Raw genomic sequence first — 21742 nt, 5'->3', positions numbered from 1 at the left:
CGCGGTGATCGCGGGAACCGAAGGCGTCCAAGCGGTGTGGCACCCCGTGGGTGAATACGGCGTGAACCGCAGGCGGCGTTCAACCCGGGGTTTGGCGACTAACGAGCGGCGTCTCGATGTTTCGACGGCTCAGCGCCACAACGACTTTCGATTGCCGCGGACGGCGACGCGGTCTGCCGATAAGCTCCCACTACACCTTTCCGTGATCGGTCGGAGGAGCGATGATGCGTCCGGCGGCTTATGAGCGCTAACCAGCAGTGGCATGCGGCCGACGCGCGGACCGCTTTGCGCAAGGTTCCGATACTGGCGGACATCGACGACGAACAACTCGACCGGCTCTGCGCCGCCGTGGAGCGCCGGCATGTTCCCGCCGGCGAGTGGCTCTTCCGGCTGGGCGACCCATCGGATGCCATCTTCGTGATCGACTCGGGCCGATTCGCGGCCTTCGGCGCCGACGGCAGTGTCCTGCGCGAGATGGCCTCGGGTGACTCGATCGGGGACCTGGGTTTGATCGCCGGGGCCGCTCGGTCGGCAGGAGTGCGCGCCATCCGGGACGGCGTCGTGTGGAGGATCGCCGCCGACGTGTTCACCGCGGTGCTCGAGAAGGCGCCGCGACTGCAGTTCGCGATGCTCCGGGCGATGGCACGGATGCTCCGCGAGTCGCGTTCCGTGCACGGTTCGCTGCGTTCCCGCGTGATCGGGGTGTTGGCCACCGGGGAGGTCGGCGCCGGGCCGACGGTCGACGCGCTCGTGGCCCGGCTGACCTGTTACGGCCGGGTTGACGCGCTCGCGCCACCGCCCGAGACGACGGCCGCGGCGGGCGGCGGCGGCGCCTTCGTCGAGGCGTTCAGCGAGGTGCTCGACCGGGTCGAGCGCGGCAACGACTGGGTGCTGCTGGTGGCCGACCGCGGTTCCGGCGAGCAATGGCGACGATACGTTGTCTCGCAATGCGATCGGGTCGTCGTTTTGGTGGATCCCACCCGTCCGCCAACCGACCTCGATCGACCCGACACCGGGCGGCCGATCCACTTGATCACCACGGCCGAACCGGACCCCCGCTGGTGGGACGCATTGCATCCGGTGTCGCATCATCCGGACAGCGACGACGGCATCGCGGCCCTCGCCCGCAGGATCGCGGGCCGCTCCCTCGGCTTGGTGTTGGCCGGCGGTGGGGCGCGCGGGCTCGCGCACTTCGGGGTGTACGAGGAACTCACCCGGGCGGGGATCGCCATCGATCGGTTCGGCGGGACGAGCGCCGGCGCCATCGCGTCCGCCGCGTTCGCGTTGGGCCTGCCCCCAACGGAGGCGACCGCCGCGGCGCGCAAGTTCATCGCCCAGACCAGCCCCCTGAGCGACTACACCCTCCCCGCGGTGGCGCTGACCAGGGGAGCCCGTGTCGATCGGTTGCTGCGCGAGTTCTTCGGAAGCGCGTTGATCGAGCATCTGCCCAAGGAGTTCTTCTCCGTCTCGGCGGACATGATCACCGGGAACCAGATCGTGCACCGGCGCGGGCCGCTGTCGACGGCGGTGCGCGCATCGATTTCGATCCCTGGCCTCCTGCCGCCGGTGCCACGCGGCGAGCAGCTCCTCGTGGACGGGGGACTGCTGAACAACCTTCCGGCCGACGTGATGTGCGCCGATCGGGACGGTGAGGTCATCTGTGTCGACTTGCGTCGAAAGTTCGTGCCGTCCAACGGTTTCGGCTTGCTTCCGGCGGTCCTTCAGCCACCGCGCCTCGTTCGGCATCTGCTCACCGGGACCGCCGCCGCCGTGCCGCCACTACAGGAGACCCTGCTTCGCGCCGTCGACCTGGCGGCCTCGCGCGGGGATCTGCGCGCACTTCCGCGGGTCGCGGCCGTCATCGAGCCCGACATCTCCGCCATCGGGCCGTTGGACTTCAAGAAGATCGATGCGGCACTGGAGGCCGGGCGGGCCGCCACCCGCGCGGCCCTCGAAGCCCAGCCGCACCTCGTCGCGTGACGGCCTAGGCGGGCGTCGCGGCCGCCGCGGGCACGGACTCCAGCGGAAGTCGGACGACGAAGCGGGCGCCGGAACCGGGCTGGCTGCTGACATCAAGCTGCCCATGGTGACGGTTGTCGATGATGTTCTTGCTGATCGACAGCCCGAGTCCGGTGCCGCCGCTGCCGTGTTTGGTGGTGAAAAACGGCTCGAAGATGTGGGGTAGTGCTTCCGGATCGATGCCGGGCCCGTTGTCGGCGACGACGACGGTCGCCCAGCCGTCCTCGTGTTGCACCGAAACCCGCACCTCGCCCACGCGATCGGTGACCGAAGCGGCGGCCTCGAGCCCGTTCATCACCAGGTTGATCATCACCTGGACGAGGTCGCCTTCGACGCCGCGTACCACCGGGTCGGCGTCGTCGAGTTCGACGTGAATCGCGCATCGCGCACCCTGGTGGCCGGCTCTCCAGGAATGCTCGGCGAGCGCGGCGCTCTGCTCGACGATCTGGTCGAGACGACACGAATGGGCGTCGCCGGCCGCCGATCGACCGACCTGAAGCATCGTCGCCATGACGGCCAGCGCCCGTTCGGCGTGGTGGAGGATCTTGGTGGAGTTCGCCTGGAGATCCGACAGGAGGTCCGACACCGGCTCGTCACCGTCGCCGGTCGTGATCTCGCGGAGTTCGTCGCACAGCTCGAGGTTCAACTCGGCGAAATTCACGACGAAGTTGAGCGGGTTCTTCGTCTCGTGAGCGACGCCGGCGGTGAGTGTCCCCAGGGCGGCGAGCTTGGCCTGTTCGACCAGGCTCAGGCGGAGTTCGCGTTCGGCCGCCCGGCTCCAATCGATGGAACTCAGCAGATAGTTGAAGCACGCCGCGGTCCGGCCGAAGTCGTCCTGGCTGTAGACGGGCAACCCGTAACGGTCCGCCAAGGGCTGCCACGAATCGGTTCCCACGCTGTCGGCGATGTCCCGGCGGGCCGCCGACAGCCGTGTGGAGACCGCATGTAACCGGTGGCCGACGACGCGGCTGACGATGAGGAAGTTCACCAGGCCGACCAGAATGCCGGCGCCCGTGGCGACGGCGAACGGGAACGGTCGCATCGCATGGGCGGCGGGCACGCCGTCCGCCACGGCGATGAACGGATCCCACACGCCGATGGCCAAACCGAAACCGATCATCGCCGCGGCGAGGTTCCAGAAAATCCTCCTGGTCGGCCAGGGGCGCCGCACCTGCGGGACACTGGTTTCTGGTTCCACGTCGCCTCACCGAGTCAGCGTTATTCATGCGCAGTGTAGGACATTTCGCCTGGGGGGCCACGGCACAAAGTGAAGAATTGATGACCGCCGAGTGGCCGGATGCGGTACGTTGAGGGGCGAATCCGGTTGCCGCAGAAAGGGTGTGGTGGAGGGTCGGCGTGGCCTGCCGGACACCGAGCGTTCACATTCGAGATGTGTTGCGGCGGTTAGCCATTCCGCATGTGCGGATGCTTTGACTCGGTTACGATACGCGGGACCTTTGACACCCGGACCAGGAGGTGTGATGCAGGCGCACGAACCGCACCGCGGGCTGGGGGTTGAATTGGCAGAGAAGTCACAACCGGTGCGCCTGTTGGTCGTCGACGACGAAGAGGACGTTCAGGCGCTCTTTCGGGGGCGTTTTCGCAAGGAGCTGCAGCGGGGGGAGTACACCCTCAGCTTCACCACGGACCCGCTGCAGGCCCTGAAGATGGTCGACGAGAGCCCCGACCTGGAAGTCCTGATCACCGATCTCAACATGCCCGCGATGAACGGGCTTGAATTGCTGGCCGAAGTCGCAAAGCTGCGCCGGCCCCTCAAGACCATCGTGCTCACCGCCTACAACGACGCCAGGAACATCCGGGGCGCGATGATGCGCGGCGCCTTCGATTTCCAGGTGAAGCCGCTTGACCTGGAGGACCTCCGAGCCACCATCGCCAAGGCCGTCACGATCGTGCGGGAACTCCAGGCCGGCGAGGAGGCCCGCCGCCGCACCGTCGAGCTGGTGGAGCAGAAGCGCCGCGTCGAGGAGATCTTCGGGCGGTACGTGTGCGAGGAGGTGAAGGCCCAGCTGCTGGCCTGCCCCGAGGGACACCTGGGTAGTGAACGCCGCACGCTGACCGTGTTGATGGCTGACATCCGCGGATTCACCGGACTGTCCGAAGTCCTCCCGCCCGAGCAGGTCGTGCAGGTGCTGAACGGATATCTCGAACGCGCGACCGAGGTCATGTTCCGCCGGAACGGCACGATCAACGAAATCCTCGGAGACGGGATGCTCGTGTTCTTCGGCGCGCCGATCAGCGACGACGACGCCACCGCGAACGCCGTCGCGGCCGCCCTCGAACTGCAGCTGGCCATGAATGACCTCAACGCCACCCATCGGCGCGAAGGGCTTCCCGAACTCGCGCTCGGCATCGGCGTACACACCGGGGAGGCCGTCGTCGGCACTATCGGGTCGCGGCGGCGGCAGAAGTACACCGCGATCGGCAAAACGGTCAACCTGGTCGCCCGAATCGAATCGCACTCCGTCGGTGGTCAGGTCCTGGTGTCCGACTGGGCATATCGCGAGATCCGTGATGTGGCATCCACGTTGGCGTCGTTCCAGGTGCGTGTCAAAGGCATCACCGAGCCGGTCACGGTACACGACGTCCGAGGGCTGGCCGGCGAATACAACCTCCAGCTACCCACCGTCGAACGCGCCCTGACCCGCCTGCCGGCACCCATATCCATCGGTGTGGCGGTCATCAAGGACAAGGTCATCGGCGACCCGTTTCCCGCCGAGCTGATCGCGAGCGGTGCGGAAGCGGTCCGGGTCCGCTCGCAACGGGTGATCCCCCCGTTCGACGACCTCATGCTCGACGTCGCGGGCGCGACGATCTTCGCCAAGGTCGTCGAAAGCGATAGTCAGCAAGGGTTTTGCGACGTGCTCGCCGTATACACCTCGGTCGCCGACGATGCCCGGCGGGCACTGGCCGCCCTCGGGTCGTAGTGGTTCGGCTCCCGCGACGCGATCACCCGAGCAGCTTGGTCAGCCAGGTCGGGTCGGAATAGTTCACCGACGCGGTGCCGTCCCACACGAACGGGGTGGAATTGGCGTTCAGCCCCGACAGCGTCGCATACCCGTTGGCGGACTTCGCCTTTCCCGTGCCGACATCGTCACCGGATTTGATGCAGGTCATGACGTCGGCATCCGCGCCGACGGACTTGGCCAGCGAAGCGAGCTCCCCGTCGGTGCGGTCCTCGGCGGCGTCCTCGGTCGGCTGGAAGCTGCTGGCGAACAAGCCCGAATAGAAAGCGGTGTACAGCTTGGGATCGTTCTGCGCGGCCACGCAGTACGACGCCGCGACTGCCCGGGTCGAGTAGTTCTTGCTGTGCGACTTGTCGTCGAGGAAGTCCAGCAGGTGGTAGCGCACCGCGAGCTTCTTGTTGTTGACCGCGGTGTCGATGTCGCCCGCGTTCGACCGGATGAAACTGCCGCACGGCGGGCAGATGGGTTCGTTGAAGATGTCGATTGTCATCGGCGCCGCCGAGCTGCCCACGTACACGCCGTCGTCGAGCACCCGCAGCGCGACGGCGTCCGGCGGCGGCGGTTGCGAGGTCGGCGCGGTCGGGGACGACGACTCCCACGGCCGGACGATGGCGAGGACCAGACCCACGACGGCCAGCACGGCGACGCCGGCGATGCCCACCCACAGCCACGGCTTCCGGCGCGGGCGCGGCGGTTGGCCCCAGGGCGGCGCCCCGACGGGGCCGGCGGATCCCCATGCGGGGGCCCCCGCCCAGCCCGTCGGCTGGGGGACCGGGGCCGGCGGCGCCGCCCACATCGGGCCGGACGCCGGGGCGTGCGCCGGGGGTGCCTGGGCGACTCCGGCGGCTTGCTGGCTGGCGAGCGCGGCCGGTATCCGCGCCACCTGGCTGCGCTGCAAGATGTCGGTCGCGCGGTCCCGGTCGGGTTCGGCCAGCGCCGCGTAGGCGGCCACGGACAGGTCACCGCAGGTGGCGTAGCGGTCCGCGGGATCCTTGGCCATCCCGCGCGCGATCACCGCGTCGAACGCGGCCGGGATGCCGGGCCGCGCGGCGCTGGGCTGGGGGATCGCCTGGTGCAGGTGGGCGCCCATCACGCTGACCTGGTCGCCGGTGTACGGCGGGGATCCGGTCAAGCACTCGTAGAGCACGCAGGCCAGGGCGTAGATGTCGGCCCGATGGGTGATCTCGGCGTCGCTGAACCGCTCGGGGGCCATGTACTTGACGGTTCCCACCGTGGTGCCGAATTGCGTCAGCTTCTCGTCGGACGTGGCGCTGGCGATCCCGAAGTCGACGAGGTAGGCGAAGTCGTCGCCGCTCACCAGGATGTTCTCCGGCTTGACGTCGCGGTGCAGCACCCCGGCGGCGTGCGCGGCGTCGAGCGCCGAGCCGATCTGGCGCACGATGGCCACCGCCCGCGGCGGGGACAGCGGCCCGTACCGGCTCAGCATGGTGCCCAGGTCCTTGCCGTCGATCAGCCGCATGTCGACATAGAGCTGACCGTCGATCTCGCCGAAATCATGAATCGGGACGACGTGCGGTTCCTGCAGCCGGCCCGCGGTGCGCGCCTCGCGCTGCATGCGGGAGCGGAAGACGGGGTCGTTGGACAGCGTCTGCGACATCAACTTCAGCGCCACGATGCGCTCCCGGACCGTGTCCTCGGCCTCGTAGACGTCACCCATGCCGCCGCGGCCGACCAGCCGCCGCAGACGATACGGACCGAACTGCGAGCCCTCCCGCGAATCCGCGGTCGTGTCACCCATCCCGACTCCTCAGCCACCGACCGTGCGCAGGCATAAGGCTAAGGTCTCACCGGCCGCCAAGCACGGCGAATAGCGAAAGCCAGCTAATTCGACGGTGCGTGGTCAACGGGGTTCGTCGTCACCGCCGCTGCGTTCGGTGAGCCCCTCGCGGGACAGCGCCCGGACGAATCCGAAGGCCTGCATCCCGGCGGGGCCGGGGTTTTCGGTGATCCAGTTGTTGATCTTGCCCAGCGCGTTGGCCAGGTCGTCGCGCCGGACGCGGATCAGGTACGTCAGGCGGTCGTCGTCCGGATCGTCGATGGACTCGGCGACGGCGACGGGATTCTTGAAGGCGTACGCGATCCCGTGCACGGAGTCATGGTTCAGCGCCCACTGAAGTTCGCTGGGCCGCAGCCGGTTCACCGCCAGGTTGCGGTAGTCGTGATCGTCTTTTGAGCTGCTCACCTGGCCGATGGTCCTCCTCTGTGTGGCTCGAGAAAGTGGACGGCGAGGGACTGAAAACGATGCCGCAGGCGATTCGATGTGAGGGTGAAACCGGGCATTTCCATCATAGGAAGCGAGCGCATTCGCTGCATTTCGAGCGCTGCCCGACAGCTCGGCCGGCCGGGCCACCTGCTGCCACCTGCTGGGCCGAGATCAGGACATCAGGTGGCTGACGAATGCGGGGTGCACCAGCAACGCGATGCCGAGAGGTATCAGGGCCGCCGCCGTCACGCGCCTCAGTTGATCGCCGAACGGGGTCGACCTCTCCAGCCAGATCGCCACCGCCAGCGCCAGCATCCACGCCAATTGCATTGTGCCGAAGGCGATCAGCAACAGCATCAGCATCCAGCAGGAACCGACGCAGTAGAGGCCGTACCGGCCGCCGGCGACAAATGCGCGGCCGGCCCCGCTGAGGTGGGCGGACCCGGCGGGGGCGGAGACCGGCCGGCGGCAATGCCGCAGGCACGTCGCCTTGAAGGGCGTGAGCTGGTGCAGACCCGCGAGCACGGCCACCGCGCCGGCGACGCGGCCAACCCATGAGCACGTGTGGACCATCGGATCCAGGCGGACCGACGCCAGATAGGCCGGAATGCCCATCGCGGCCCACAAGCCCAGATATCCGGTGACGAACATGATCGCCGGCGCGACCTTGCCGGCGGCGGTGTGGGCGTAGCGCCGGACGACGGGCAGGACGGGAGGCAGCATCATCGCGGCCATCATCGCCACCCACGCGATGAGGAATGCGGCCAGCGACATCGCGGACTGGGCATCCATCTGCATCGAGTCGCCCCGCATGGTCGCGGCGCTGGCCACCGACCACCACCAACCCAGACCCGCTACGGCCAGCAGGATCGCCGGCAACCAGATATCGGTCCACGACCACGCCCGTCGTCGGCTTTCCTCCACCCGCCCAGCTCCCTTCCTTGATGTCCCGACCATCATCTTGCTCGTCACCCTACCCCACCCCCGGTGGGGTAGGGTATGTTGGCGGCAGAGGTCCGGACGACGACAGTTGGAGAGCGGATATGGGCGAAGACTTGACGGACAAGAAGCGCGCGGCGCTGAATCGGCTCAAGACGGTCCGCGGCCACCTCGACGGGATCATCCGGATGGTGGAGTCCGACGCCTACTGCGTCGACGTGATGAAGCAGATCTCCGCGGTTCAGTCCTCGCTCGAACGCGCGAACCGGGTGATGCTGCACAACCACCTGGAGACGTGTTTCTCCGCCGCGGTGATCGATGGCCGTGGTCAAGCCGCCATCGACGAACTGATCGACGCGGTCAAGTTCACACCCGCTTTGACCGGCCCGCAGGCGCAACTCACCGGTGCCGCGGTCGGCGAGGCCAACGACAACGAGCCGGCGACGGCCGGAAGCGGCAGTTGACGACAGGATTTGCCGTGCCGACGACGGCACGCTGTGACCGGGCAACGAGACGAAGGGATGGGTAAACCATGGCGCTGCATGGATTTGTGGCAAAGGCGATGCCGACGGTGGTGACCGGGGTGGTGGGGGCCGCCGCCTACGAGGCCTTGGCGAAGGCCCCGTGGCGGAAGGTCACCGTGGTGGCCACGGCCTGGGGCATCCGGGTCGCTCGCGAGGCGGAGCGCAAGGCGGGGCGAAGCGCCGAGCAGGCTCGACTGACCGTCGCCGACGTGATGGCGGAGGCGAGGGAGCGTGCCGGTCAGGAAGGTGCGCCGCTGACGGTGGCGGGCCCGGGCGACGGCGAATGACCACTGCTGTCCTGGGCGGCGTCGACGTCGCCCTGAAGGTGGTATCGGACGCATCCGGCCGGATGCGGGTGCACGTCAAGGGATTTCCTGTCGACGCGATCCGTGCCGTCGCGATCGAGGAGAGCGTCGCCCGGGTGGCCGGCGTGCAAGCCGTGCAGGCCTATCCGCGAACGGCGTCGGTGGTGATCTGGTATTCGCCCGAGCAGTGCGACACCACCGCCGTGCTCACGGCGATCGCCGAAGCCGAACACGTCCCCGCGGAACTCGTGCCCGTGCGCGCTCCGGACTCGGTCGACATCCCCAAGACGGGGGTGGTGAGCAGGATAGCGAGCGGCATCGGGTTGGCGCTCTTTGGCCTGCGGCCTCGCGCGTCGGAGGATTCGGCCGATGCCGCGAGTTGCGGCGGCTGCGGTGCCGCGCCGGTCACCGGGGGAACGCTTTCGGCCGACGAGCAGAGCAGGCGCGAGCGACGCAGGTGGCTGCGCCGGGTGTTGCTGGCCTTCCCGTTGGGGCTGGTGGCGATGGCGTCGACGATGGTCTTCGGCGCCTATCCGTGGGCCGGTTGGCTGGCCTTCGCCGCGACGGTGCCGGTGCAGTTCGTCGCCGGGTGGCCCTTCCTCAAGGGGGCGGCACAGCAGGCGCTGGCGGGGACGTCCAGCATGGACACGCTCGTCGCGCTGGGCACACTGACCGCGTTCGTCTACTCCACCTACCAGTTGTTCGTCGGTGGACCCCTGTTCTTCGACACCTCGGCGCTGATCATCGCGTTCGTCGTGTTGGGGCACTATTTCGAGGCACGCGCCCAAGGCAAGGCGAGGGAGGCCATCACCAAGCTGCTCGAGATGGGTGCGAAGGAGGCCACCCTGCTCGTCGACGGCGCGGAGCTCCTCGTACCGATCGATCAGGTCCGGGTCGGCGACCTGGTGCGGGTGCGCCCCGGCGAGAAGATTCCCGTCGACGGCGAGATCGTCGACGGGCGCGCCGCCGTCGACGAGTCGATGCTGACCGGCGAGTCGGTTCCCGTCGAGAAATCGGTGGGCGACCACGTTGCCGGAGCGACGGTCAACACCGACGGAATCTTGACCGTGCGCGCCACCGCAGTCGGGGCCGACACGGCCCTGGCCCAGATTGTCCGCCTGGTGGAGCAGGCACAGGGCGGCAAGGCCCCGGTACAGCGACTGGCCGATCGCGTCTCGTCCGTGTTTGTCCCCTCGGTGATCGGGGTCGCCGTCGCGACCTTTGCGGGTTGGACGCTGCTCGCCGCCAACCCGCTCGCCGGCATGACCGCCGCGGTCGCGGTCCTGATCATCGCCTGCCCCTGTGCGCTGGGCCTGGCCACCCCCACGGCGATCATGGTCGGCACCGGGCGTGGCGCCGACCTCGGGATCCTCGTCAAGGGCGGCGAGGTGCTGGAAGCGTCGAAGAGGGTCGACACGGTGGTGTTCGACAAGACCGGCACCCTCACCCGCGCCCAGATGCGGGTGACCGACGTCGTCGTGGGCAAGCGGCGCCAGCCCGATCCGGTGCTGCGGATCGCCGCCGCCGTCGAGTCGGGCTCCGAACATCCCATCGGCGCGGCGATCGTCGCCGCGGCGCGGGAGCGGGGGCTGACAGTTCCGGCCGCCACCGCGTTCAACAGCATCGCCGGGCACGGGGTGCGCGCCGAGGTGGACGGCAAGTCCGTCGTCGTCGGGCGGCGCAAGCTGGTCGACGAGCAGGATCTGCAGCTGCCCGACGACCTCGCGGCGGCAGCCGCCGAGCTGGAGGGGCAGGGGCGGACGGCGGTGTTCGTCGGCCAGGACGGCCACGTCGTCGGCGTGCTCGCCGTGGCCGACACGGTGAAAGACGACGCCGCCGGCGTGGTCCGGCAGCTGCATGACATGGGGCTTCAGGTCGCCATGATCACCGGTGACAACGCCCGCACGGCTCACGCCATCGCCGAACAACTCGGCATCGACCGCGTGCTCGCCGAGGTGCTGCCGCAGGACAAAGTCGCCGAGGTGCGCCGGCTTCAGGACGAGGGTCGGGTTGTCGCCATGGTCGGCGACGGGGTCAACGACGCCCCCGCCCTGGTGCAAGCCGATCTGGGCATTGCAATCGGCACGGGCACCGACGTGGCCATCGAGGCCTCCGACATCACGCTGATGTCCGACCGGCTCGACGGTGTGGTGCGCTCGATTCAGCTGTCCCGGCAGACGCTGCGCACCATCTACCAGAACCTCGGGTGGGCCTTCGGCTACAACACCGCCGCCATACCGCTCGCCGCCCTGGGGTCACTGAATCCCGTGGTGGCCGGCGCGGCGATGGGCTTCTCCTCGGTCAGCGTCGTGACAAATTCGTTGCGGCTCCGCCGTTTCGGTCGTGAGGTAGCCCAGCAGGTGGACGTCTCCGGTTCGAAAACCGTTGACGGTTAAGGCTTTCGGAGAGCTTTGAGCTAGGAGGCCAGGATGGCCGGATTTAGCCGACGGGCGGCACTCGCGGCGCTCGGCGCGAGCGCGGCGGTGGGCATCGGATACGCGGTGCGCGTCGCCGCCGGGCCCGGCCTGCGGATCCGCCTGGCCGACTGTGGCGGCATGATGGGCGCCGGTCACGCCGACATGCGGCTCTACATGGACATGTTCAACCGGCACACGGAGATCACCCGCACGGTTGAAGAGATCCCGGGCGGCGTTCGCACCACAACGCAATCGGCGGCTCCCGATCTGACCGCGCAACTGCACGCGCACGTGTCGAGCATGTATGCGCATCTCGACCAGGGCACCGAGGTGATGTGTATGAGCCAGAGCCTGCCGACGCTGTTCCGCAACGCCGGTGGTTACCGCCGGCAGCTGACGCTGACTCCCACGGGCGTCATCGCCGAGGAGACCTCCGATGACCCCGCGCTCGCCGAGGTGATCCGTGCCCACGCCCGTGAGGTGACGGGGTTCGTCCAAGACGGCATGCCGGCGATGATGCGGGGAATGATGGGGCCCGGGTGCATGCGAGGGCCCGGCGGGATGATGGGCCCCGGCGGGATGATGGGGCCGCGCTGACAGCACCGGGCGCTCGCGGCCCCGCTTGATCAGCGGCGGTACCTCAGGAACAGGTAGTCCTCCAAGACCAGCGCGTGTTCGAGGCGCATCGCGACCGGGGTGCGCAACGGCGACGGCATCAGGCGGTGGCCCACCGGCTGGCTGGCCGCGAGCTTGGGGGCCAGCGTCACGCAGATCTCGTCGACCAGGCCGGCCTCCACCAGCTCGTCGAGCACAGTCGGGCCGCCCTCGCACAGGATGCGGTGCATGCCCCGCTCGCGCAGCAGCGCGACGGCGCGCGCCACGTCCACGGAGTCCTCGCCGGCCAGCAGCACCTGCCGCCCGCCGTCGTCGCCGGGGTGGTCGCGCGCCGCCGCGGCCTGCGCGCAGGTCACCACGATCGGTGGCCGGTCGGGGTCCGCCAACAGCCTCGACGGCAGTTGGCCGCTGCGGCTGATCACCGCGACCGGGGGCGGCGCGGTCCGCCCCGGCTCGGTGAGCCGCACCGGGCCGTAGTTCTCGGCGCGCGCGGTCCCGGCGCCCACCAGGACGACGTCGGCGAAGCCGCGCAGGATTTTCAGCAGCTGCTGATCGGCGGGACACGACAGCGGACCGGCCCGGCCGCCGAACGCGGCGGCCCCGTCGGCGCTGAAGATCATGTTGGCCCGCACCCCGTGCGGGGGATCGGCGTAGAACGACGCGAGTTCGGTGACGCCGGCGACGGTGCCCACCCGGGGACCCACGGCTACGCCTCGTGGCCGGGTTCCAGGTGGCGGACGTCGCCGAAGGACACCCAGCGTTCGAGCTCATGCGGCGGGCGGCCGTCCACCGGTGCGAGCAGGTGCCCGACGTGATCGCCCAGCGAGAACCTGTCGAGAATCTCGCCGACGAACCATGCGGCGGCGTCGTCGAGAATGGGCACCCCCGCCGGGCCGGTGTGCCAGGAGCAGCGGTCGAACTTGTTGACCGTGTCGCCGGTCTGGCTGCCGAACAGCTCCACGACGTCGAGGTGGTCGTGGTCGAACAGGTGCACCGCCAGGTGAGTCGCCTCGGTGGCGACCCGGAACGTGTGGTTCTTCTTGGACAGGCCGACCAGGAATCGGGGCGGGTGGATGCTGGTCTGGCTGGCGAACCCGACCAAACAGCCCGCCGAGACGTCGTCGGCCCGCGTGGTCACCACGTACATCGGGTAATTCAGCAGGCCGACCAGTTTCTCGAACGCGTCTTCTCCCGGGTTGGTCATCCGGTCAGTCTTCCCAATCGAACCGAGGGGCAACCACCCGGCGGTGCCCCTAGGCCTGGCAGCAGGGCTCGTCGGCGGTGTCTCCGAAGGTCTCCGAGTCGGCGATGACGGTGTAGACCTCCCACCGTTCCCCGCCGGGACCGCTGACCCACACCTTGTCCTGCGTGGCGAAGCAGCAGGTGGTGTCGAGCTGCTCGTCGGTGACCAGCCCCCGGTCGCCGAGCCGGGCGATTTCGGCGTGCACGGTCTCACTGGAGCCGACTTCCACGCCGAGGTGGTTGAGGCTGCCGCCGTGGCCGGGGTTCTCGAGCAGCACCAGCTTGAGCGGGGGTTCGGCGATCGCGAAATTGGCGTAGCCGGGTTTGACCTTGGCCGGTGCGGTGTCGAACAGCTTGGAGTAGAACGCGATCGCCTCCTCGAGGTCGTCGACGTTGAGGGCGAGTTGCACGCGAGACATGAGGTGTCCTTTCTTTCGGGTGCGGGCTAGGGGGTGGGGGCGGGCAGGAGTTCGGCGATCAACGCCGCCACCCGCTGGGCGATGTCGTCGCGGATGGCGCGCACGGTGGCCAGCGGTTGGCCGGCGGGGTCGGGCACTGTCCAGTCGCGGTAGGACACCCCCGGAAAGTAGGGGCAGGTGTCGCCGCAGCCCATGGTGATCACCACGTCGCTGGTCTGCACGTCGTCGCCGGTGAGGACCCTCGGGCTGGCGGCCGTGATGTCGATGCCCCGCTCGGCCATGGCGGCGATCGCAACGGGGTTGATCTCGTCGGCGGGCTGGGTTCCGGCCGAACGGACTTCGATGCGACCGTCGGACATCTGGCTCAGCAAGGCGGCGGCCATCTGTGAGCGGCCGGCGTTGTGCACGCAGACGAATAGGACGCTGGGCTTACCGGTCATCGGGGGCTCCTTGGGTTGAATCGGCCCGGAACAGCCGGGGGCGCAGCGCGAGCGAAACGTAGACCAGCCCGACCAGGACGGGCACCTCGATCAGCGGGCCGACCACCCCGGCGAGGGCCTGCCCGGACGTGACGCCGTAGGTCGCGATGGCCACCGCGATGGCCAGTTCGAAGTTGTTGCCGGCGGCGGTGAACGCCAGGGTGGTCGTGCGGGCGTAGCCGAGGCGCAACAGGAGTCCCAGCGCATACCCGCCCGCCCACATGATCGCGAAGTAGGCCAGCAGCGGGATGGCGATCCGGGCCACGTCCCATGGCCGGGAAGTGATCTCGTGGCCCTGCAGGGCGAACAGGATCACGATGGTGAACAGCAGCCCGTACAGGGCCCACGGCCCGATGCGGGGGAGGAACCGCGTCTCATACCAGTCGCGGCCCCGGAATCGTTCGCCCAGCCGGCGCGAGAGGTATCCGGCCAGCAGCGGGATGCCGAGGAAGATGAGCACGGCCTTGGCGATCTGCCAGGGCGAGACGTGGATGCCGGTTTGGGGCAGGCCCAGCCAGCCGGGCAGCACCGACAGGTAGAACCAGCCCAGCGCGGCGAACATGACCACCTGGAACAGCGAATTCAGCGCGACCAGCACGGCGGCGGCCTCGCGGTCCCCGCAGGCGAGGTCGTTCCAGATGATGACCATGGCGATGCAGCGGGCCAGCCCGACGATGATCAAGCCGGTGCGGTACTCGGGCAGGTCGCCCAGCAGGGACCAGGCCAACGTGAACATCACCGCGGGACCGACCACCCAGTTGAGCAACACGGACGACACGATCAGCTTCCGGTCGGCGGTGACCTCGTCGAGCCGGTCGTAGCGGACCTTGGCCAGCACCGGATACATCATGACCAACAGCCCGAGCGCGATCGGCAGCGAAATGCCCTGAATGGCAACGGCGCTCAGGGCCGAACCGAGGCCCGGAACGACTCGGCCGAGCAACAGGCCGGCGGCCATCGCCGCGCCGATCCATAACGGCAGCAGCCGGTCCAGCGTGGGGAGGCGGGTCGCCGCCGTGGTGGGCGCCGGGGCGCGGGTGTCGGTCATGGCCGCAGCACCGACGAAAGCCGCTGCAGCGCAGCGGGAATCACCCAGTAGTACACCCAGGTGCCGCGCCGCTCGCAGTCCAGCAGCCCGGCTGAACGCAGCAGCTTGAGGTGATGGGAAATTGTTGGCTGCGACAGATCGAAGGTCGCCGATATCTCGCAGACGCAGGCCTCGCCGCCGGGGTGGCTGGCGATCAGGCTCAACAACCTCAGGCGTACCGGATCGCCCAGCGCCTTGAACATGCCCGCCAGTTCGGACGCCTGCGACTCATCCATGGCGGCCGACCCCAGCGTCGCACAGCACGTCTGCGCTTGATTCGACATTCTTCTATATAAACACTTCTCGAATCAGCGCGCAAACCCTTAGGTGGTCGTCGGTGGCGACCGCAGCGCCGACCCGGCGAGCCGGGCGTCCAGCGACAAGGCGCCGGCCCCTGCGAACAGCAGGAACAGGCTGCCGCACAGCTGGGCCAGGTCGACGCGGGATTCGTGGATGAAGTCCCACCACCCGTGTTCGCCGCCGAAGAGCGGGGCCTGGCACCAGAAGAGGGGCAGCTTGGTGATGAACAACGCCCCGAGCATGTCGACGATCATCGGCACGGTGGCCAGCCGGGTCAGCAGCCCGAGGAGGATCAGCGTGCCGCAGCCGATCTCGAAAGCTCCGTCCAGGGTGGCAAAGAACGCAGGCGCCGGGATGCCCGCCTTCTCGAACCTGCCGGTGCCCAGTGCGGCCGGTCGAAGAAACTTCAGAACGCCCTCGCAAGCGAACACCAGTCCCACATAGAAACGAATCAGCACCACCGCGGCCGGGGCGCGCGTCGAGAGCACCGGTGTGAGTCGGGATCCGGGGCTAATCATGTGCGGCCTCCTGGTGATCGGAATCCCTTAAGGCCCGCCGAATCGCGTAGGCGGCGACGCCGACGGCGAGCACCACGAGGCCGGAGAGCACCGACGACAGCGGCATCGCGAACGCCAGAACGACACATCCGAGAAGCCCGATCGCGGGGATCGCGCGGACCGGACGGCCCTCGTCCGGCCGGAGGGTGAACGCGGAGGCGTTGGCGACCGCGTAATAGATCAACACGGCGAACGAGGAGAAGCCGATCGCGCCCCTGAGGTCGACGGCGGCGGCCAACACCGCCACGACGGCGCCGATCAGCAACTCGGCGCGGTGCGGCACCCGGAAACTGGGGTGCACGGCGGTCAGCCCGTGGGGGAGGTGGTGGTCGCGGGCCATGGCCAAGGTGGTGCGCGAGACGCCGAGGATCAATGCCAGCAGCGAGCCCAGCGCCGCGACCGCCGCGCCCACCTGCACGACGGGAACGAGCCAGCCGGTCCCGGCCGCCCGCACGGTGTCAACCAGTGGCGCCGTCGCCTGGCCGAGCCGGCGGGGCCCCAGCATCGAGACCGCGGCCACCGCCACCAGGGCGTAGACGGCCAGGGCGATGCCGAGCGCCAGCGGGATCGCCCGCGGAATGGTGTGCGCCGGGTCGCGCACCTCCTCGCCCAGGGTCGCGATGCGCGCGTAGCCGGCGAAGGCGAAGAACAGCAGCCCGGCGGCCTGAACCACCCCACAGATCGTGGTACCGAACGGGCGAAGTTGTTCGGCGTCGGCCGTTCCCGACGCGAATGAGGCGACGATCACCGCGGCCAGCACGGCCAACACCAGCGCGACGATGACGCGAGTCAGCCACGCCGACTTCTGCACCCCGGCATAGTTCACCGCCGTCAGCGCGACCACCGAGGCGACCGCCACCGCGTGCGCCTGCGACGGCCACGCGTAAGAGCCGACGGTCAGGGCCATCGCCGCGCACGAGGCGGTCTTGCCGACGACAAAACCCCAACCCGCCAGATATCCCCAGAAGTCGCCCAACCGCTCGCGGCCGTACACGTAAGTGCCGCCGGAGGCGGGGTAGCGAGCGGCCAGCCGGGCCGAGGAGGTGGCGTTGCAATAGGCCACCAACGCCGCCAACGCCAGGCCCAGCAGCAGGCCGGATCCCGCGGCGCGGGCGGCCGGGCCGAGAGCGGCGAAGATCCCGGCGCCGACCATGGACCCCAGCCCGATGACTACCGCGTCGAACACACCCAGGCTTCGGCGAAGCTCGCCGGTGTCGTTGTCGCCCAATCGGTCTCCTCCCCGCGCACGCAGCGTCTAACCTATCAAATCAATTTGATGTATTGTCCGAGGGGTGCCGGCGACCGATCGGGCTGTGGTTCCCCAGCTGATGCAGATGGCGTCGCACCCGGTGCGCTGGGCGCTGCTGACCGAACTCGCGGGCGGCGACCACCGGGTGCGGGAATTGGCCGCCGCCGTGGGCGAGCCGCAAAACCTCGTCTCGTATCACCTGCGGCTACTGCGCTCGGCCGGCCTGGTCGACGCGCGGCGCAGCAGTTTCGACGGCCGAGACACCTACTACCGCCTGAACCTGGCAGGGTGCGCGGGGGCGTTCCGCGACGCGGCCGCGGCGCTGCATCCCGCCCTGGCGGCCGCGCCGCTCGCCCCGCCGGCGGGACGGTCGGTGCTGTTCCTGTGCACCGGCAACAGCGCGCGCTCACCCATGGCCGAGGCGCTGCTCGAGAGGCGAGGGCAGGGCCGCATTCGCGCCGCGAGCGCGGGCAGCCATCCCAAGCCGCACCTGCACCCGAACGCGGTACGCGTCATGCGTGACAGGTACGGCATCGACCTCGCCGGGCGCCGGCCCCGCCCGTTGACCGCGGTCGCCCGGCGCAGCTTCGATTGCGTGATCACCCTCTGCGACAAGGTCCGCGAGTACGCGCACGACCATGGCCTGGACACGACGACGCACTGGAGCCTGCCCGACCCCTCCGCCGACGGCGCTGGGTACCCGGAATTCGACCGGGTGGCAAGCGAATTGGACGACCGCATCGCATTCCTGCTGCCCGCCCTCGACGCTTCTGCGCGAAGGTGATCACCGTGCCCCTCGATCGGCGTGACTTCTTGAAGTGGGGCGGCCTGGCCGCGCTGGCCGCAAGCGGAAGCACCGGCGCCGTAGCCGCGTGCGCGCCGCCCGCACCGCCCGGCGGCAAGCCCGATTACACGCTGCGGATCGGCACCGCCGCCGTGGAATTGGCCCCGGGTCACGTCGTGTCGACCGTGACCTACAACGGCCAGTTCCCGGGCCCGCTGCTGCGGTTCACCGAGGGCCGTCGAACCACGGTGGAGATCTTCAACGACACGGATTCACCCGAGCAGTTGCACTGGCACGGCCAGCACGTCGGCGTCGACGTCGACGGCTCCGCCGAGGAGGGAACGCCCTACATCCCCGCACACGGCACGCGGCGGGTTTCCTTCGTGCCGGGCCCGGCGGGTTTCCGCTTCTACCACACCCACGTGGTGCCGCGCGCCGACCTGTCCCGCGGCCAATACAGCGGTCTGGTCGGCCCCGTCTACATCGAGCCCCGGCAGAACGTCGGCGCATACGACCAAGAGATCTTCCTGACGCTCAAGGAATTCGAGCCCAGTCTCACCCGCGGGGGCGACATGGCCGCCGACTTCCTGGCCGGCGACCAGGAGCCGGACCTGAAAGACAAAGGCGAGTCGTCGATGGCGGCGTCGCTGGCCCGCGGCGACCCGCGTGGCTACGAGGTCGGTTATGGGGCGTTCGCCGTCAACGGGCGGATGCTGGGCCACGGCGAGCCGATCCGGGTGCGCACCGGTCAGCGGGTGCTGCTGCACGTGCTGAACGGCAGCGCCACGGAAACCCGGAGCCTGGCGCTGCCGGGCCACACTTTCACCGTGGTCGCGCTGGACGGAAACCCGGTACCCAACGCCGCGTCGGTGCCGGTGCTGTGGCTCGGTGCGGCCGAACGGATTTCGGCCCTGGTCACCATGACCAACCCGGGCGTGTGGGTGCTGGGGGACGTGTCCGACGACGACCGAAACCACGGGATGGGCGTCGTCGTGGAATATGCCGGGCGGGGCGGGGATCCGCAGTGGGCGCCGCCGCCGTCGTTCAAGTGGGATTACCGGCTGTTCGCGCAACCCGCCCCCCTCCCGCCGCCCGAGCGCACGATCGAGCTGCTGATCGAGAAGCGCAATGCCGCCGACAACGGGTTCAACGTCTGGACCTTCAACGGCACGCCGTTTTCCATGGACACCAATCGGCCGGTGCTCGACGTGCAACGCGGCAAGCGCTACCGGCTGCGCTTCCGCAATGCCAGCGACGACATGCACCCCATGCACCTGCACCGGCACACGTTCGAGATCACCCGAATCGCCGGCACGCCAACGGCCGGCGTGCGCAAGGACGTCGCGATGCTCGGCGGCTACCAGAGCATGGACGTCGACTTCGTCGCCGACCAGCCCGGCCTGTCACTGCTGCATTGCCACCAGCAGATCCACATGGACTACGGGCTCATGCTGCTGCTCAACGGCGGCTGATCCGGCCACTCCTCACGCCAGCGGATTGTTCTCCCGCACACCGCGATACATGCCCCACCTCACGATCCACGGCATCACGACGCGCTCGACCGACCACGACGGGAACCGGAACGCGTGGCCGGTGGGCAGAAAGACCTCCAACCCGTCGGGTTGTATCCCCACCAGCGAGCCCCATCGCCGCGCCGGCGCCCGGTAGGCCCCCAGCCGCCCGCCGCTGAGCTCGGCGCGCACGTTGCGGGCCACCAGCGCGTCGCCGCGGTTGCGGGCCGAGCTGCGCAGGGGATCGGTCGCCGCGACGTCGCCGACCGCGAAGACGCCTCGGTGACCGGGCACTCGCAGCTCCGGCGTCACGCGCACGAAGCCGCGCTCGTCGAGCAGGTCAGGCGGCAGCCAACCGGTGTTGGGCCGCACCCGCCCGATCGTCCACAGCACCGCGTCGGCGCACGCCGGGGGCTGCCCGGTGATCCAGCGCACCGGTTCGCCGGTGATCTCGTCGCCCGCGAACCCGTCGGGCAGTACCGCGCGGTGCCCCGGATGGATGCCCACGCCCAGGCCGCCGAGCCGTCCGCGAAGCCGGCGCCAAATCCGGGGATGGTGCCCCTCCAGCGCGCCTTCCCCGGGGAAGTACAGGTCGATCCGCTTGCCCGGCCAGGTGGTGGCCATGTTGAGCGCGCTGCTCACCGCGGCCGCGCCGCCGCCCACGACGATGATCGAACCGGCGGCCGCCAGCCGGTCATGCGCGATGCGCAGCTCCGCGCCGACCTCGGCGGCCGACTGCAGCGTCGGGCGGCGCCAGAAGCCGTTGCTCACCCCGGTCGAGATGATCAACGCGTCGTACTCCTTGGCCAGGGTCGAGCCGTCGGCGCGTTTGCCAAAGACGGTGCGGGCGGCCAGGTCCACCCCGTTAAGCTCCGCCTGCACCGTCCGCACCCGGTCCAGGCGCCGGAACCGGTCGAACGGAATCCAGTAGTCGCGAGCCCAGTCGTGCGGGCGGGACAGCCGGACGCCGAGTTCCTGACCGCTGACCAGCGCGGGCTTGACGGAAATGCCGACGACATCGGCGTACCCGGAGAGCCGGATCGCGGCCAAGACACCCGCATCTCCGAGCCCGGCAATGACGACGCGCTTGCGGTTCATGCCGTTATCCTGCCTGGGATGGACTTCGGGCCCGCCCGCCGCTCGACCGATTGCCAGGAGCACACCACTTGATCACCTCGCCCAGGAGTGGTCACGCCGAACGCATGACCGACTTGCCGTCGTCGATGCACCCGCGCGCGCGTGCCGCGGTGCGCGCCGCCGTGCGCGCGTCCGCCCCCCGCCCGGCCGCCGCGCGGCGGGCCGCCGGGGGCCTGCAGACGCCGGGCTTGCGGGCGGCGGTGGCGGCGGAGATCCGGTGGGCCTTCACGCCGCCCCGAACCTGGTTGATGGGCGTGGTCGCCAACGTCGTGTTCGCCGCGGCGTGGCTGCTGGTGCAGCCGCTGACGATCGGCCTCCACCACACCGACTGGGTCATCCTGGTGGGCACCTACTTCTCGTCGTGGGTGCTGGCCGACGTCACCACCACCAACCTGCTCGGCGCCGATCACTACCGCGTCCGGCAGGCCCTGGCCGACGGCGTGCCCGTCAGGCGGATCCTGCTGGTCAAGAACCTTGCCCTGCTCGCCATTGTGGGGCTGCCCACCTTGGTGACCGCAATGGTGTTGACGCTCTACCTGGAAACACCGGCACGGCTGGGGATCACGATCCCCACCGTTGCCGTGCCCATCCTGTCCTGGCTCGGGTTGGGCAACCTCATCTCGGTGCTGCACCCGGTCGGCGTCGAGCCGCTGATCCGGCGGTGGCGCCAGCGCGGCGACCGGCGCCGCATCGGCGGCTGGCTGGCGGCCCTGACGCTGCCGTACCTGGTGTACTACGTCGCCGACCCGATGAACGGGGTTGAGCACAAAGTGCTCTGGACCCAGGTGCCGTCGTTGATCTGGCCGGTGTTCGGGCGCGACACCAAGAGCTTCGTGCACCTGGCCATCGCCGTGGCCATCTGGGTCGCCGGAACGGTCGCCGCGCTGGCGTGGGTGCGCAGGCGCGGGGTGACGATCAGGTGATCGGTCACGGCCGGGGCTACCCGGGGC

General features: G+C 69.4%; 20 protein-coding genes and 1 pseudogene. 9 read left to right on the top strand and 12 right to left on the bottom strand.

Going from position 1 to position 21742, the window contains the following annotated elements; all coding sequences use genetic code 11:
* Positions 1-240: 240 nt before the first annotated feature.
* Complete coding sequence (locus tag A9X04_RS20825) at positions 241-1980, top strand: patatin-like phospholipase family protein (protein ID WP_067924443.1); 1740 nt, start codon at positions 241-243, stop codon at positions 1978-1980.
* A 4-nt stretch (positions 1981-1984) separates the two neighbouring features.
* Here the strand turns inward: A9X04_RS20825 and A9X04_RS20820 are convergent, their stop codons facing one another.
* Positions 1985-3217 carry a sensor histidine kinase gene (locus A9X04_RS20820; protein WP_142393429.1) on the bottom strand — a complete coding sequence of 411 codons (1233 nt, stop codon included), beginning with the start codon at positions 3215-3217 and terminating at the stop codon, positions 1985-1987.
* A gap of 283 nt (positions 3218-3500) precedes the next feature.
* On the opposite strand from A9X04_RS20820, the gene A9X04_RS20815 reads away from it, so the two are divergent.
* Positions 3501-4964 (top strand): adenylate/guanylate cyclase domain-containing response regulator, encoded by a 1464-nt coding sequence (locus A9X04_RS20815; RefSeq protein ID WP_067924439.1) that lies wholly within the window; start codon positions 3501-3503, stop codon positions 4962-4964.
* 22 nt (positions 4965-4986) lie between these two features.
* On the opposite strand, the gene A9X04_RS20810 is transcribed toward A9X04_RS20815, so the two are convergent.
* The 3 genes from A9X04_RS20810 to A9X04_RS20800 form a co-directional block, all read right to left on the bottom strand.
* A complete protein-coding gene (locus tag A9X04_RS20810; RefSeq protein WP_067924438.1) occupies positions 4987-6762 on the bottom strand; it encodes a serine/threonine protein kinase PknE in 1776 nt (591 codons plus the stop codon).
* A gap of 102 nt (positions 6763-6864) precedes the next feature.
* Positions 6865-7206 carry a hypothetical protein gene (locus A9X04_RS20805; protein WP_067924436.1) on the bottom strand — a complete coding sequence of 114 codons (342 nt, stop codon included), beginning with the start codon at positions 7204-7206 and terminating at the stop codon, positions 6865-6867.
* A gap of 192 nt (positions 7207-7398) precedes the next feature.
* Positions 7399-8199, bottom strand: a complete 801-nt coding sequence (locus A9X04_RS20800; RefSeq protein WP_231985778.1) for a DUF2182 domain-containing protein — start codon at positions 8197-8199, stop codon at positions 7399-7401.
* 71 nt (positions 8200-8270) lie between these two features.
* Between A9X04_RS20800 and csoR the strand changes: the two genes are divergently transcribed.
* The 4 genes from csoR (at position 8271) to A9X04_RS20780 (ending at position 12009) form a co-directional block, all read left to right on the top strand.
* Entirely contained in the window at positions 8271-8630 is a 360-nt protein-coding gene (csoR, locus tag A9X04_RS20795) for a copper-sensing transcriptional repressor CsoR (RefSeq protein ID WP_067924430.1), read from the top strand.
* Between the two features lie 68 nt (positions 8631-8698).
* A complete protein-coding gene (locus A9X04_RS20790; RefSeq protein WP_067924427.1) occupies positions 8699-8977 on the top strand; it encodes a DUF1490 family protein in 279 nt (92 codons plus the stop codon).
* Between the two features lie 62 nt (positions 8978-9039).
* Positions 9040-11391, top strand: a complete 2352-nt coding sequence (locus A9X04_RS20785; RefSeq protein ID WP_156764450.1) for a copper-translocating P-type ATPase — start codon at positions 9040-9042, stop codon at positions 11389-11391.
* A 33-nt stretch (positions 11392-11424) separates the two neighbouring features.
* A complete protein-coding gene (locus A9X04_RS20780; RefSeq protein ID WP_067924421.1) occupies positions 11425-12009 on the top strand; it encodes a hypothetical protein in 585 nt (194 codons plus the stop codon).
* 29 nt (positions 12010-12038) lie between these two features.
* Here A9X04_RS20780 and A9X04_RS20775 read toward each other — a convergent pair whose 3' ends face one another.
* The 7 genes and pseudogenes from A9X04_RS20775 to A9X04_RS20740 form a co-directional block, all read right to left on the bottom strand.
* Positions 12039-12731, bottom strand: coding sequence for a pyrimidine reductase family protein (locus tag A9X04_RS20775; RefSeq protein ID WP_067924418.1), 693 nt, complete (start codon positions 12729-12731; stop codon positions 12039-12041).
* A gap of 2 nt (positions 12732-12733) precedes the next feature.
* Positions 12734-13231, bottom strand: coding sequence for a flavin reductase family protein (locus A9X04_RS20770; protein WP_067924415.1), 498 nt, complete (start codon positions 13229-13231; stop codon positions 12734-12736).
* 49 nt (positions 13232-13280) lie between these two features.
* The gene (locus A9X04_RS20765; RefSeq protein ID WP_067924407.1) at positions 13281-13688 is read right to left on the bottom strand and encodes an ArsI/CadI family heavy metal resistance metalloenzyme; all 408 of its coding nucleotides are present in this window, start codon (positions 13686-13688) and stop codon (positions 13281-13283) included.
* 26 nt (positions 13689-13714) lie between these two features.
* Positions 13715-15215 (bottom strand): annotated as a pseudogene (arsB, locus tag A9X04_RS20755) (ACR3 family arsenite efflux transporter).
* A complete protein-coding gene (locus A9X04_RS20750) occupies positions 15212-15538 on the bottom strand; it encodes a helix-turn-helix transcriptional regulator (protein ID WP_067924398.1) in 327 nt (108 codons plus the stop codon). Before A9X04_RS20750 ends, arsB begins: the two are co-directional and overlap by 4 nt.
* 39 nt (positions 15539-15577) lie before the next feature.
* Positions 15578-16072: a DoxX family protein gene (locus tag A9X04_RS20745; RefSeq protein ID WP_067924395.1), complete on the bottom strand. Its 495-nt coding sequence runs from the start codon at positions 16070-16072 to the stop codon at positions 15578-15580.
* Positions 16065-17339: an APC family permease gene (locus tag A9X04_RS20740; protein WP_067924394.1), complete on the bottom strand. Its 1275-nt coding sequence runs from the start codon at positions 17337-17339 to the stop codon at positions 16065-16067. The genes A9X04_RS20745 and A9X04_RS20740 overlap by 8 nt, the downstream gene beginning before the upstream one ends.
* 64 nt (positions 17340-17403) lie before the next feature.
* Here A9X04_RS20740 and A9X04_RS32125 point away from each other — a divergent pair, with 64 nt between their 5' ends.
* Together A9X04_RS32125 and A9X04_RS20730 are read left to right on the top strand one after the other, a co-directional pair.
* Complete coding sequence (locus A9X04_RS32125; RefSeq protein WP_082975131.1) at positions 17404-18144, top strand: metalloregulator ArsR/SmtB family transcription factor; 741 nt, start codon at positions 17404-17406, stop codon at positions 18142-18144.
* Positions 18144-19616 carry a multicopper oxidase family protein gene (locus A9X04_RS20730; RefSeq protein WP_067924486.1) on the top strand — a complete coding sequence of 491 codons (1473 nt, stop codon included), beginning with the start codon at positions 18144-18146 and terminating at the stop codon, positions 19614-19616. The genes A9X04_RS32125 and A9X04_RS20730 overlap by 1 nt, the downstream gene beginning before the upstream one ends.
* 12 nt (positions 19617-19628) lie before the next feature.
* On the opposite strand, the gene A9X04_RS20725 is transcribed toward A9X04_RS20730, so the two are convergent.
* Positions 19629-20753 carry an FAD-dependent oxidoreductase gene (locus A9X04_RS20725; RefSeq protein WP_067924391.1) on the bottom strand — a complete coding sequence of 375 codons (1125 nt, stop codon included), beginning with the start codon at positions 20751-20753 and terminating at the stop codon, positions 19629-19631.
* 104 nt (positions 20754-20857) lie between these two features.
* Between A9X04_RS20725 and A9X04_RS20720 the strand changes: the two genes are divergently transcribed.
* On the top strand, positions 20858-21715 hold the full coding sequence (locus A9X04_RS20720) for a hypothetical protein (RefSeq protein WP_197509261.1): 858 nt from the start codon (positions 20858-20860) through the stop codon (positions 21713-21715).
* Positions 21716-21742: the final 27 nt, after the last annotated feature.

The sequence above is a fragment of the Mycobacterium sp. E3247 genome (genome assembly GCF_001667785.1).
Lineage (GTDB): Bacteria > Actinomycetota > Actinomycetes > Mycobacteriales > Mycobacteriaceae > Mycobacterium.
Note: the sequence above shows the minus strand (reverse complement) of the source record. Positions and strands in the feature narration are given on the sequence as shown.